Origin of the sequence: Micromonospora peucetia, from assembly GCF_900091625.1 — a bacterium.
GTDB lineage: Bacteria > Actinomycetota > Actinomycetes > Mycobacteriales > Micromonosporaceae > Micromonospora > Micromonospora peucetia.
In genome coordinates this window covers 1000700-1013582 of sequence record NZ_FMIC01000002.1, presented here as the reverse complement: position 1 = coordinate 1013582, position 12883 = coordinate 1000700, and the positions used below count along the sequence as shown (strand labels likewise).

13 protein-coding genes are annotated in these 12883 nt (G+C 73.9%); 7 read left to right on the top strand and 6 right to left on the bottom strand.

The features are described 5' to 3' along the window. The first annotated feature begins 48 nt into the window (after positions 1-48). The 6 genes from GA0070608_RS04795 to ahcY all read left to right on the top strand — a co-directional run bounded on the left by GA0070608_RS04795 (position 49) and on the right by ahcY (position 6908). Positions 49-1434, top strand: a complete 1386-nt coding sequence (locus GA0070608_RS04795; RefSeq protein WP_091622327.1) for a phosphomannomutase/phosphoglucomutase — start codon at positions 49-51, stop codon at positions 1432-1434. A gap of 62 nt (positions 1435-1496) precedes the next feature. Next, positions 1497-1682: a Trm112 family protein gene (locus GA0070608_RS04790; RefSeq protein WP_091622324.1), complete on the top strand. Its 186-nt coding sequence runs from the start codon at positions 1497-1499 to the stop codon at positions 1680-1682. Then, entirely contained in the window at positions 1679-2875 is a 1197-nt protein-coding gene (locus GA0070608_RS04785; RefSeq protein WP_091622319.1) for an SIS domain-containing protein, read from the top strand. The genes GA0070608_RS04790 and GA0070608_RS04785 overlap by 4 nt, the downstream gene beginning before the upstream one ends. Before the next feature lie 76 nt (positions 2876-2951). Then, positions 2952-3953: a cation diffusion facilitator family transporter gene (locus tag GA0070608_RS04780; protein ID WP_091622315.1), complete on the top strand. Its 1002-nt coding sequence runs from the start codon at positions 2952-2954 to the stop codon at positions 3951-3953. Between the two features lie 3 nt (positions 3954-3956). Next, a complete protein-coding gene (gene manA, locus GA0070608_RS04775) occupies positions 3957-5120 on the top strand; it encodes a mannose-6-phosphate isomerase, class I (protein WP_091622310.1) in 1164 nt (387 codons plus the stop codon). Positions 5121-5408: 288 nt separating this feature from the next. Then, positions 5409-6908: an adenosylhomocysteinase gene (gene ahcY, locus GA0070608_RS04770; RefSeq protein ID WP_091622305.1), complete on the top strand. Its 1500-nt coding sequence runs from the start codon at positions 5409-5411 to the stop codon at positions 6906-6908. Positions 6909-7038: 130 nt separating this feature from the next. Here the strand turns inward: ahcY and GA0070608_RS32510 are convergent, their stop codons facing one another. From GA0070608_RS32510 to GA0070608_RS04755, 4 genes are all read right to left on the bottom strand, one after another. Continuing rightward, a complete protein-coding gene (locus GA0070608_RS32510) occupies positions 7039-7206 on the bottom strand; it encodes a hypothetical protein (protein ID WP_176733592.1) in 168 nt (55 codons plus the stop codon). Beyond that, the gene (locus tag GA0070608_RS04765; RefSeq protein ID WP_091622300.1) at positions 7194-8066 is read right to left on the bottom strand and encodes a tetratricopeptide repeat protein; all 873 of its coding nucleotides are present in this window, start codon (positions 8064-8066) and stop codon (positions 7194-7196) included. Before GA0070608_RS04765 ends, GA0070608_RS32510 begins: the two co-directional genes overlap by 13 nt. After that, positions 8063-8515, bottom strand: a complete 453-nt coding sequence (locus tag GA0070608_RS04760) for a hypothetical protein (RefSeq protein ID WP_091622297.1) — start codon at positions 8513-8515, stop codon at positions 8063-8065. The genes GA0070608_RS04765 and GA0070608_RS04760 overlap by 4 nt, the downstream gene beginning before the upstream one ends. Positions 8516-8593: 78 nt before the next feature. Continuing rightward, the gene (locus GA0070608_RS04755) at positions 8594-9625 is read right to left on the bottom strand and encodes an RDD family protein (RefSeq protein WP_245715696.1); all 1032 of its coding nucleotides are present in this window, start codon (positions 9623-9625) and stop codon (positions 8594-8596) included. Between the two features lie 39 nt (positions 9626-9664). On the opposite strand from GA0070608_RS04755, the gene GA0070608_RS04750 reads away from it, so the two are divergent. Next, positions 9665-10621 (top strand): stage II sporulation protein M, encoded by a 957-nt coding sequence (locus tag GA0070608_RS04750; RefSeq protein ID WP_091634292.1) that lies wholly within the window; start codon positions 9665-9667, stop codon positions 10619-10621. On the opposite strand, the gene GA0070608_RS04745 is transcribed toward GA0070608_RS04750, so the two are convergent. After that, positions 10612-11922, bottom strand: coding sequence for a DUF58 domain-containing protein (locus tag GA0070608_RS04745; protein ID WP_091622293.1), 1311 nt, complete (start codon positions 11920-11922; stop codon positions 10612-10614). The two genes, GA0070608_RS04750 and GA0070608_RS04745, sit on opposite strands and share 10 nt — an antisense overlap. Further along, entirely contained in the window at positions 11919-12875 is a 957-nt protein-coding gene (locus GA0070608_RS04740) for an AAA family ATPase (RefSeq protein ID WP_091634289.1), read from the bottom strand. The genes GA0070608_RS04745 and GA0070608_RS04740 overlap by 4 nt, the downstream gene beginning before the upstream one ends. Positions 12876-12883: the final 8 nt, after the last annotated feature.

Sequence of the window (12883 nt, the reverse complement as noted above, 5' to 3'; positions counted from 1 at the left end):
CCGATACGCTCAGGCCGTTGACGACCTGCGGCGCGAGGAGCGAGACCGGTGTCTGATCTGTCCCAGATCGTGAAGGCCTACGACATCCGTGGGACGGTGCCGGACCAGTGGGACGAGCGCGCCGCCGAGGCCCTCGGCGCGGCCTTCACGCAGGTGCTGAGCGGCTTCGGTGAGCCCGGCGAGGCGGTGCTCGTCGCGCACGACATGCGTGCCACCGGTCCGGGCCTGGCCGCCGCCTTCGCCGCCGGCGTCCGCGCCGAGGGGCGCGCGGTCATCGAGTTGGGCCTCGCCTCGACCGACATGCTCTACTACGCCTCCGGCACGCTGGGGCTGCCCGGCGCGATGTTCACCGCCAGCCACAACCCGGCGCAGTACAACGGCATCAAGTTGTGCCGCTCGGGTGCCCGTCCCATCGGCCAGGACAGCGGGTTGGCCGAGATCCGCGAGCGGGCGCAGGCCCTGCTGGACAAGGGCGAGGCCCGCCCCGACGGCCCGCCGGCCGCGCCGGCCGAGCGCCGCGACCTGCTCACCGACTATGCGGCGTACCTGCGCGAGCTGGTGGACCTCTCCGGCATCCGGCCGCTGAAGGTGGTCGTCGACGCCGGCAACGGCATGGGCGGCTACACCGTCCCGGCCGTGCTCGGCGACGCCGCCCTGTCGGCCCTGCCGCTGGAGATCGTGCCGCTCTACTTCGAGCTGGACGGCACCTTCCCCAACCACGAGGCCAACCCGCTGGACCCGGCCAACCTGGTCGACCTCCAGCGCGCGGTGCTCGAGCACGGCGCCGAGATCGGCCTGGCGTTCGACGGCGACGCCGACCGCTGCTTCGTGGTCGACGAGCGCGGCGAGCCGGTCTCGCCGTCGGCGATCACCGCCCTGGTGGCGGCCCGCGAGCTGGCCAAGCACCCCGGCTCGACGGTGATCCACGGCCTGATCACCTCCAGGGCGGTGCCGGAGATCATCCGCGAGCACGGCGGCGAGCCGGTCGTCGCCCGGGTCGGGCACTCCTTCATCAAGGCGGAGATGGCCCGGACGAACGCGATCTTCGGCGGCGAGCACTCCGCCCACTACTACTTCCGGGACTTCTGGTTCGCCGACACCGGCATGCTCGCCGCGCTGCACACCCTGGCCGCCCTGGGCGAGCAGTCGCTGCCGCTCTCCGTGCTGGCCGGCGAGTACGAGCGGTACGTCGCCTCCGGCGAGATCAATTCGACGGTGGCCGACCAGGCCGCCAAGGTGGCCGAGGTGCGGGCCGCGTACCCGCAGGCCGAGGTGGACGAGATGGATGGGCTCACCCTGCGCTTCCCGGACGGCGCGTGGTTCAATCTGCGCGCCTCCAACACCGAGCCGTTGCTGCGGCTCAACGTCGAGGCCCCGACGCGGGAGCGGATGGCAACCCTGCGCGACGAGGTGCTCGACCGGGTTCGCCGATAAGATCGCCTGCGCCGGTCGGCACCGTCGATCGGTGAAACCGCATACGTGGAAGGAGCCGCGCCGTGGCCCTGGACCCGCAGTTGCTGGAAATCATCGCCTGTCCGGACACGCATCATGCCCCGCTCGACTACGACGCGCAGGCGCAGACCCTGACCTGCACAGAGTGCGGCCGGATCTTCGAGGTTCGCGACGACGTGCCGGTGCTGCTGCTGGACGAGGCGCGCGGCGGCCCCGCGGAGCAGTCATGATCGACGGTGCGGCCGGAGTCAGCGGCCGTCGGGATCCCGACGAGGCACTGCTCGACAACCCGGCCGGGCTCGCCGAGCACGACCCGGGCGGCATGCTGCGGCACACCGCCTCGGCCGGGGCGCAGGTCCGCGAGTCGGCCGCCCTGGCCGCCGAGGCCAACCTCCAGGTGCTCGCCGACGAGGGGCGGCCCCGGGCGGTCGTCATCGCCGGCATCGGCACCGCCGGGCGTACGGGCGACGTGCTGGCCACCGTCGCCGGGCCGCGCTGCCCGGTGCCGGTCATCCCACACCGCAGCGCCGGCGTGCCCGGCTGGGTGGGTGCCGCCGATGTGGTCATCGCCGTCAGCGCCTCCGGTCGCAGCCCCGAGGCGCTGGGCGCCGCCGAGGCCGCACACCGTCGGGGTGCCCGGTTGGTCGCCGTCGGCGCACCCGACTCGCAGTTGCAGTCGGTGGCCGAGCGGGCCCGGGCGCCGTTCATTCCGGTGCCCCGGCGCGCCCCGGCCCGGGCCAGCCTCTGGGCGCTCACCGTGCCGGTCCTGCTCGCCGCCCGTACGCTCGGCCTCGTGAAGGTCAACGAGGCAGACCTGGCGGAGACCGCGGCCCGGCTGGACGCGGACGCCGACCGCTGCCGCTCGACGGCCGAGTCCTTCGTCAACCCGGCGAAATCGCTGGCGCTGGGCCTGGCCGGCTCGGTGCCGATCGTCTGGGGCTCGTCGCCGCTGGCCACCGTAGCGGCCCGCCGCTTCGGTGACACCCTGTCCGCCAACGCCCGCTACCCCGTGGTCAGCGGGGCTCTCGGTGAGGCGGGGCGCGGGCGGGTCGGCCTGCTCGACGGCGTCTTCGGCGGTCTGGCCGAGGGAGATCGGGACATTTTCGCCGACCCCGGCGACGAGGCGCCGACGGGCACCCGGCTGCGGTTGGTGCTGCTGCGCGACGGCGGGCTGAACCCGGAGGACGACGCCGACGAGCCGCTCGACGTCGAGGAGCGTCGTGCGGACGCCGTCCAGACTCTCGCCGAGCGTCGGGGCGTGCGCTGCGACGTGGTGACCGCCGAGGGCGGCTCCGCGCTGGAGCGGCTCGCCTCGCTGGTCGCCGTGCCGGACTTCGCCTCGGTCTACCTTGCCCTGGCACACGGACTGGACCCGATGGCCGTGCCGGCCATCACCGAGATGAAGGAGCTGGCAAACCAGTGAACGAAAGCAGGGAACGGGCCGAGCGGCGCGATGCGCCGGTGCCCGGTGGTGCCGGGCGACGCGACGGAGCGACGACATGAGCGCCAACGGTGGTACGAAGGCGATCGTCGCCGCCCTGCTGGCCAACACGGGCATCGCCGTCACCAAGTTCGTCGCGTTCCTGCTGACCGCGTCGTCGTCGATGCTGGCCGAGTCGATCCACTCGGTCGCCGATGCCGGCAACCAGGGGCTGCTGCTGCTCGGCGGCCGGCGGGCCAAGCGGGCGGCCACCCCGCAGCACCCCTTCGGCTACGGGCGCGAGCGCTACATCTACGCGTTCATCGTGTCCATCGTGCTGTTCAGCGTCGGTGGCCTGTTCGCCCTCTACGAGGCGTACCACAAGTGGTCGCACACGGAGGGAATCACCTCGTGGCACTGGGTGCCGGTCGTCGTGCTGGTGTCGGCGATCATCATGGAGGTCTTCTCCTTCCGCACCGCCATCAAGGAGTCCAACCTGATCCGGGGCAACCAGTCCTGGGTGAAGTTCGTCCGGCGGGCCAAGGCGCCCGAGCTGCCGGTGGTGCTGCTGGAGGACCTGGGCGCGCTGGTCGGTCTGGTCTTCGCGCTCTTCGGCGTCGGCATGACGCTGATCACCGGCAACGGCCGGTGGGACGCGCTCGGCACCGCGATGATCGGTGTGCTGCTGGTCGCCATCGCGATCATCCTCGCCATCGAGACCAAGAGCCTGCTGCTGGGTGAGGGTGCCGAGTCGCACGAGGTCGCCGCGATCGAGAAGGCGGTCGCCGACGGCCCCGAGTTCGAGCGGATCATCCACATGAAGACGCTCTACCTCGGCCCCGAGGAGCTGATGGTGGCCGCGAAGGTCGGCGTGCCGGCCTGCGAGAGCGCCGAGGACCTGGCCCGGGGCATCAACGCCGTCGAGGCCCGGATCCGCGCCGCCGTGCCGACCGCGCGGGTGATCTACCTGGAGCCGGACATCTACAGCGTCACCGCCGAGCGGGTCGGGGCCGGGAGCGCGGCGCAGACCGCCGGGCCGGGAGCCGAGCCGGGTAAGGCCGTCGGGCGGCCCGGGAGCTGACCGGTGGAACTGCTGCATGGACCGATCCGGGACTACGCCTGGGGGTCCCGCTCGGCCATCGCCGAGTTGCAGGGGCGGCCGGTGCCGAGCGACGGCCCGGAGGCCGAACTGTGGCTGGGCGCCCACCCGGGCGGCTCGGCCCTGGTAGATCGTGACGGTGACCGGGTCAGCCTGACCGACCTGCTGCTCGCCGAGCCGGACCACTGGCTCGGCGAGCGGCTGGTCGGCCGGTTCGGCACCCGGCTGCCGTTCCTGCTCAAGGTGCTCGCCGCGGACGCCCCGCTGAGCCTCCAGGCACACCCGGACGCCGAGCAGGCCCGCGCCGGGCACGCCGCCGACGCCGACCGCCCCGACGGGCAGCGCAACTACGTCGACCCGCACCACAAGCCCGAACTGCTGGTCGCGCTCTCGCCGATGGAGGCACTCTGCGGGTTCCGGGACCCGTCCGCCTCGGCGGCGGCGCTGGGCGGCTTCGGCGTACCCGCGCTGGAGCCGGTGCTGGCGGCGCTGCGGGGCGGGCCGGCGGGGCTGCGCGACGCCGTACGGCTGCTGCTGACCTGGCCCGCCGACGGGCGCGACGCGCTGGTGGCGGCCGTGGCGTCGGCGCCGGTCGCGGGGCCGGACGGAGACCTGGCCCGGGATCTGGCCGCCGCCTACCCGGGTGACCCGGGGGTGCTGGTGGCGATGCTGCTCAACCGGGTGCGGCTGGCGCCCGGGGAGGCGATCTGGATGCCGGCCGGCAACCTGCACGCCTACCTGCGCGGCACCGGCGTGGAGATCATGGCGGCCAGCGACAACGTGCTGCGCGGCGGGTTGACGCCGAAGCGGGTGGACGTCGAGGAGTTGCTGCGGGTGCTGCGCTTCGAGGTGCTCCGCGACCCGGTGGTGCCGCCGCTGGAGGTGGCCCCGGGCGTGGTCACCTGGCCGGTGCCGGTGGAGGACTTCGCGCTGCACCGGGTCACGGTGGGCGCGGCGCGGCCGGAGGTGACGGTTCCGGTGCCCGGCCCCCGGGTGGTGCTGGGTCGATGCGGTGAGGTCTCGGTCGACGACGGGGCCGGCGCGGTGACGCTGGGGCCGGGGCGGGCCGCCGTCGGGAGCGCCGCCGCCGGGCCGTTGCGGGTGGCCGGCACGGGCGAGGCGTACGTTGCGAGCTGCGGCCTGCGCTGACCGGCGCGCAAGTCCGACTTTCCCGGAATAGCTTGACTTGGAGCTAGCCCAGTGTGACTCTATGGGTACGCAGCGTTATCGCGACGACGGTCCGAGAGCGCGCGGGGAACCAAACCGGGGGGATACACGGGGCGGGCGGCTGGTGGACGGGATTTCCGTCCACGACCGGCCGCCCCGTGTGCTGCCCGTTGATGTCTTCGTGCTCTCTTCACCCGGCCGGTCCTCGCTGCGGCGGCTCACGAGCGTAAAGTGAATGGCCGCGCAGCACATCGTCCGACAGGAGACTTCATGACCAGCACCCTCCCGGCAGCCGCCAGCGGCACGCCGTCCGAGGCCCGGCCGAGCACTCTCGCCGAGGGCGACTACAAGGTGGCGGATCTGTCGCTCGCCGAGTTCGGGCGCAAGGAGATCCAGCTCGCCGAGCACGAGATGCCCGGCCTGATGGCGATCCGTCGTGAGTTCGCCGACGCCCAGCCGCTCGCCGGTGCCCGGATCACCGGGTCGCTGCACATGACCATCCAGACCGCCGTCCTGATCGAGACCCTCGTCGCGCTCGGCGCGGAGGTCCGCTGGGCGTCCTGCAACATCTTCTCCACCCAGGACCACGCCGCCGCCGCGATCGTGGTCGGCCCGGACGGCACCCCCGAGGCCCCGGCCGGCGTCCCGGTCTACGCCTGGAAGGGCGAGAGCCTGGAGGAATACTGGTGGTGCACCGAGAAGGCGCTCAACTGGCCTGCGGGGCAGGTCCCGAACATGATCCTCGACGACGGCGGTGACGCCACCCTGCTGGTGCACAAGGGCAAGGAGTTCGAGAAGGCCGGGGCCGTCCCGCCGGTCGAGTCCGCCGACTCCGAGGAGTACGCGGTCATCCTCGGCCTGCTGCACCGCTCGCTCGCCGAGGACGGCCAGCGGTGGACCCGGATCGCCGCCGGCATCAAGGGCGTGACCGAGGAGACCACCACCGGCGTGCACCGGCTCTACGAGATGCACCGCGCCGGCACCCTGCTCTTCCCCGCCATCAACGTCAACGACTCGGTGACGAAGAGCAAGTTCGACAACAAGTACGGCTGCCGCCACTCGCTGATCGACGGCATCAACCGGGCCACCGACGTGCTGATCGGCGGCAAGATGGCGGTCGTGCTCGGCTACGGCGACGTCGGCAAGGGCTGCGCCGAGTCGCTGCGCGGCCAGGGTGCCCGGGTCGTGGTGACCGAGGTCGACCCGATCTGCGCGCTCCAGGCGGCGATGGACGGCTACCAGGTCGCCACCCTGGACGACGTGGTCGAGCAGGCGGACATCTTCATCACCGCCACCGGCTGCTTCGACGTCATCACCAACGAGCACATGGCCCGGATGAAGCACCAGGCCATCGTCGGCAACATCGGCCACTTCGACAACGAGATCGACATGGCCGGCCTGGCGAAGCGCTCCGACGTCGAGCGGGTCAACATCAAGCCGCAGGTCGACCTCTGGAAGTTCGCCGACGGGCACGCCATCATCGTGCTGTCGGAGGGCCGCCTGCTGAACCTGGGCAACGCCACCGGCCACCCGAGCTTCGTGATGTCGAACTCGTTCGCCAACCAGACGATCGCCCAGATCGAGCTGTTCACCAAGACCGAGGACTACCCGATCGGCGTCTACGTGCTGCCCAAGCACCTCGACGAGAAGGTCGCCCGGCTGCACCTGGGTGCGCTCGGCGCCAAGCTGAGCACCCTGACCAAGGAGCAGGCGTCCTACCTCGGCATCTCCGTGGAAGGCCCGTTCAAGCCGGAGCACTACCGGTACTGACACCGACCACACCGACCGGGCCGACCGCTTCCCCGCAAGCGGCCGGCCCGGTCGGCGTTTCCGGGGGCGGGCGCCCGTCGGCGTGGGGCGGCCCGGTCGGCGTGTCCGAGGGGTGGGCGTCGCCGTGCGGTCAGTCCCGGGGGGAGCGGCGGCGGGCGGGGCGGACCCAGCTCCACACGCACCAGACCAGCCAGGCCACCGAGACCACGGCGGCCAGCACGCGCAGGCGCAGCGCGTCGAGCAGCAGCACCACGGCGAGGACGGCCAGCCAGGGCCCGAACGCCCTCACGACCGCCACCGGCCGAGCACCATCCGGCGGACCAGCGGTGGAGCGATCCACGACCAGACGCAGAAGAGCATCCAGGCCAGGGCGAACAAGCCGCCGAGCACGTCCAGGCCGGTGGCCGTGAGCAGCACGATCACGCCGACCGCGAGCAGCCAGGTGCGGAAGATCCCCAGCCGGTGGAGCGGGCGCAACGGCACCAGAAGTGGATGGGCGTACACCCGGGTCTCCCAGGCGGCGTCGGCGTAGTCGGCGTCGGTCGGGTCGTGCGCCACCGCCTGCCCGAAGGCGCGATGCGCGGTGCCCACCCGGCCGCGCTGGGCAGCGGCGACGCCGTACAGCGCGAGCGCCGCCGGGTTGCCCGGCCATGCCCCCAGGAACTCCCGGGCGACCCGCTCGCCCGCCCGGTCGTCACCCCGGGCGTACGCGAGCTGGAACCGGGAGGCGAAGACGGCCGGCGCGTCCGGAACGATCGCCGCCGCGCGGGCCACCAGGCGTTCCGCCTTGTCGGTCTGGCCCACGGCGGAACAGAGGTCGGCGTACTGGCAGAGCAGCCAAGGGTTCTCCGGCTCGATGGCGAGCGCGTCGAGCAGCGCCCGCTCGGCGAGGGAGTGCTCGCGGCGGTGCCGCAACGCGAGGCCGAGCCGACCGAGCAGCTCGGCGTCCGGGCCGTGCTCGGCCAGCCCTTGCCGGGCCACGGCGGACACGTCGTCCCAACGGTCGAGCACGGTCAGCGCGCCCGCCCGCAGCCGGAACGCGAGCAGGCCGGTGGCGAGCGGGGCGGGCAGCCGGTCGAGCTCCGCAACGGCCTGCTCCGGGCGGTTCAACTCCAGCAGCTGAGCCACCCGGACGAGCTGCGCCTCCGGGGCGGTCACGCGGCGGCCACCAGGGAGACCAGCACGGCCTCGGTGAAGCCGAGCAGGAGCACCGCGCCGAGACCGGGCAACCACAGCGACGCCGGCCGGCCGCCGCGCAGCTCGTACGCCCGGAACAGTCGCTTCTGCGTGGCGGCGGCGACGAGCCAGACCAGCCCGCCGGCCAGCGCCCCGACCAGCCGGCCGGGGCGGCCGGCCCCGTCGTCGTAGATCGCGAGCGTGACCGTCAGCCGGGCGACCAGCCCGGCCAGCCCGGCGCCGAGCACCGCCAGGTGTGCCAGGCGGGACGCCCCGAGCCGGCGCCCGTTGACCAGGGCCAACACGGTGACGGCGGTCGGACCGCCGAACACGGCGGGGAAGATCAGCGACTGGGGCCGCCACGGCGGGCGTCGGGCCTCGTACGCCGCCGGCGAGATCGTGGGGGTGAACAGATCGTCGGCCACGGTCATCCTGTCTCTGTGGGGACGAGCCGGATCCTGCCACAGCCGGCCCCCGGCACGCCTGCCCGACCGGATCGGACGGCCCGCTCAGCTGCCGGCGTCGGACGTCGGCGTACCGACATCGCGTGCCGACGAGACGACCGCCGGTCGTACGGCCGGAACAGCCTGCGCCGGCACGGTGGGCCGGACCACCAGGGCAAGCTCGGGCGCCGCCGGCCGGATCGGTCCGGGTGGCGCGCCGGCCGGCGCGGGCGGACCGGGCAGCAGCTCCGGCCAGAGCGTCGTGGCGGCCGTCCGGCTGTGCCCCAGCCGGTACCTCGCCCGCCGGTGCCGCTCACCGAGGACCGCGGCCAGGTAGACCGACTCGGGCATGCCCGGGGGAGCGGGCGGCGTGATCACCGCGGAGATCTCGGCCCACAGCCCGTGCCCCAGCCGCCCGCGCGCCGGCTCCGCCAGCTGGTGCACCCGGGCCAGGTACTGCCGGGCGGCCAACGCCAGCCCGTCGTCCAACCGGCTGAGGTCCAACGTGGCGGCCCAGCCGGCCAGCGCGGGTACCGCCGTGGGGACCGGCCGCCAGGCGGTCGCCGTCCGGGTGTGCACGACCAGCGTGCCCGCCACCAGGTCGCCCAGCCGACGCCCGCGCCGGTCGGTCACCATCACCCCCACCCCGGCCACCCAGCTCAACAGCGGCAGCACCAGGCCGGGCCACTCCACCGCCACGCCGACCAGCGCCCGGATCAGCGACTGCCGCGCCGCCACCGGAGCGCCGTCGGCGCTGACCACGCGCAACCCGACCGCCATCTTGCCCAGCGTGCGGCCGTGGTTGAACCGCTCGCACAGCACCGGGTAGCCGACCAGCACCAGGATCAGGCCCACCGTCGCGAGCCCGCCGGCCAGGGCACCGTCGACCAGCCCGTCCGGCACGTTGAGCAGCGCGACGCCGACGCTCATGGACAGCGTCAGCATGAGGGCCGCCTGGGCCAGGACGTCGAACAGCAGCGCGAGCACCCGGGAACCGATCCGGGCGGCCCGGACGTCCAGCTCCACGGCCTCCCCGCTGACCAGCCCGGCGTCACCCCACGGAGCGGGTCGGGCCGGCGGTCGCGGTTGTGCTCTCACCCCGACAGTGAACACTATGATCGCCGGACGGGGGTGACGGTGGATCTCGACGCGTACGTCGCGGAACACGGCGGGGAGTGGCGACGGCTGGAGGAGCTCTCCGGGCGCGGTCGGCTCGCCGCCGCCGAGGTCGACGAGCTGGTCGCCCTCTACCAGCGGGCGACCACCCAGCTGTCGGTGCTGCGCAGCCGCTCACCCGACCCGGCGCTGGTCAGCCAGCTCTCCCAACTGGTGCTGCGCGCCCGGGCCCGGCTCACCGGTCGTCCGCGCCCGTCGTGGGCGGCCCTCGGGCAGTTCTTCGTGGTGGGCTTCCCCGGCGCGGTCTACCGCGCCTGGCCCTGGTGGTGCGGGGTGGCGACCGGGTTCAGCCTGCTCAGCCTCTTCCTGATCTGGTTCGTCGCGGGCCACCCGGAGACGGCGGGAGCCTTCATCGGCGACGACGCGGCTGCCGACCTGGTCGAGTCCGGCTTCGCCGGGTACTACACCGAGTTCGCCGCGCCGACGTTCGCCTTCCATCTGTGGACGCACAACGCCTGGCTCGCCGCCCAGTGCCTCGCCGCCGGGGTGCTGATCGTCCCGGTGCTCTACCTGCTCTGGCAGAACGCGCTCAACATCGGCGTGGTCGGCGGGGTGATGGTCGCCTACGGCCGGGCGGACGTCTTCTTCGGTCTGATCACCCCGCACGGGCTGCTGGAACTCACCGGGGTCTTCGTGGCCGCCGGGGTGGGCCTGCGCATCGGTTGGGCGTGGATCGCGCCGCCCACGCAGCTGACCCGGGGACAGGCGGTGGCTCAGGCAGGACGCGAAGGCGTCCTGGTGGCCGTCGGCCTGGTGGGGCTCTTCGCGGTCTCCGCCGTGATCGAGGCGTTCGTGACCCCAGCCCCCGTACCGGTGCCGCTCCGCATAGCGGCAGGCGCCAGCGCCTGGCTGGCCTTTCTGGCCTACGTGCTGATCCTGGGTCGCCGCGCCGTCGCCGCCGAAGCTGATCAGAGCTGACCGAGGGCCTTCAGGCGGAGGTAGGTGTCGGCCAGGGCGGGGGCCAGGCGGCCTGCCTCGGCGTCGACCACCGTCACGCCGTGCCTGGCCAGGGCGGCGCGGACCCGGTCGCGTTCGGCGAGGGCCCGCCAGGCCGCCGCCGCGGCGTAGGCGTCCCCCGGGCGTTCCGGAACGGTGGTGGTGAGGGCGGTCAGCACCGGATCGTGGGTCGCCGCGATCACCACCTTGTGCCGGGCGGCCAGCCGGGGGAGCACCGGCAGCAGCCCCTCGCTGAGGGCACCGGCCTCCAACGCGGTGAAGAGCACCACCAGGCTGCGCTGGCGCTGCCGGCGCAGCAGTTCGCCGGCGATCAGGTCGAAGTCCGTCTCCGCCAGCGTCGCCTGGAGCGGGGCGAGGGCGTGCACCACCCGGGAGAGCAGGACCGGCCCGCCGGTGCCGGTCACCGTGGCCCGGACCGTCGTGTCGGCGGCGAGCAGGTCGACCCGGTCGCCGGCGCGGGCGGCGAGAGCGGTGAGCAGCAACGCGGCGTCGATCGCCGTGTCCAGCCTGGGTTCGTCGCCGACCCGCACCGCCGACGTCCGACCGGTGTCCAGCACGCACACCAGCCGGCGGTCCCGCTCCGGCCGCCAGGTACGCACCAGCACGTCGGCCCGGCGTGCGCTCGCCCGCCAGTCGATCGACCGCACGTCGTCGCCGACCACGTACTCGCGCAGGGTGTCGAACTCGGTGCCCTGGCCCCGCCCGCGGCTGACCTGGATCCCGTCGATGACCCGCAGCCGGGACAGTTTCTCCGGCAGGTGCCGGCGGGAGTCGAAGCGGGGCAGCACACGCACCGTCCACGGCGGGGTGGCCGGCCGGCCGGAACGCTGCCGGAACCCGAGCCCGAGCGGCCCGAACGAGCGCACGGTCAGCGCCACCGCCGGCCGGTCGCCCCGCCGCAGCGGGGTGAGCCGGCTGGGCAGCGCCACCGTCGCGCCCGGCTCGACCCGTACCAGCTGAGACGGGGGCACGTCGGGGTGGGCGCCGGCGGAGGGCACCCAGGCGTCGCGGACCCGGGCCCGCAGCGTACGGCCGGAGGGGTTGTGCAGCAGCAGCGCGACGGTGGCGGTGCCGCCGAGCCGGACCGTGCGGTCCCCCTCCCGGGCGGCCGTGAGTGCGCCCGGCGGCGCGGCCAGCGCCCGGTCGAGCAGCACCAGCAGCAGCACCACCCCGGTCATCACCAGCAGCCCGGCGAACGGCGACGGCCAGGCCGGCAGGGTCAGCGCGCCGACCGCCAGCAGGAGCGCCGCCCGCCAGGTCATCGCGGCGCCGGCACGGTGGCGAGCACCGTGTCCAGCACCGCCTCCACGCCGACGCCCTCCAGTTCCAGCTCGGGGCGCAGCCGCAGCCGGTGCCGCAGCGTCGGCCGGGCGACCGCCTTCACGTCGTCCGGTACGACGTGGTCGCGGCCGGCCAGCCAGGCCCATGCCTTGGCCGTGTTGAGCAGCGCGGTGGTGCCCCGGGGCGAGGCGCCCAGCTCCAGCGCCGGGGTGTTGCGGGTGGCCCGGCACAGGTCCACGATGTAGCCGAAGAGCGGCTCGGCCACGTGCACCCGGCCGACCGCCGCCCGGGCCGCCGCCAGGTCGGCCGCGTTGGCCACCGGCCGTACGCCTGCGGCGGCCAGGTCCCGTGGGTCGAAGCCGGCATGGTGCGCGCGGAGCACGCCCAGCTCCTCGTCCCGGTTGGGCAGCGGCACGGTGAGCTTGAGCAGGAACCGGTCGAGCTGCGCCTCCGGCAGCGGGTAGGTGCCCTCGTGCTCGATCGGGTTCTGGGTGGCGGCGACGATGAACGGGTCGGGCAGTGGCCGCCGGTCGCCCTCCACCGAGACCTGCCGCTCCTCCATCACCTCCAGCAGCGCCGACTGGGTCTTCGGTGGCGTCCGGTTGATCTCGTCGGCGAGCAGCAGGTTGGTGAAGACCGGCCCCTCGCGGAAGGTGAAGGCGGCGGTGTGCGGGTCGAAGATCAGCGATCCGGTGACGTCGCCCGGCATCAGGTCCGGGGTGAACTGCACCCGCTTGGATCCCAGGTCGAGGGCGGTGGCCACGGTGCGGATCAGCAGGGTCTTGGCCACGCCCGGCACGCCCTCCAGCAGCACGTGCCCGCGACAGAGCAGGGCGATCACCAGGCCGGTGACGACCGCGTCCTGCCCGACGACCGCCTTGGCGACCTCGGCGCGCAGCCGGTGCAGGGCGGCGCGCGGGTCGACGGCGTCGATGGTCGGCG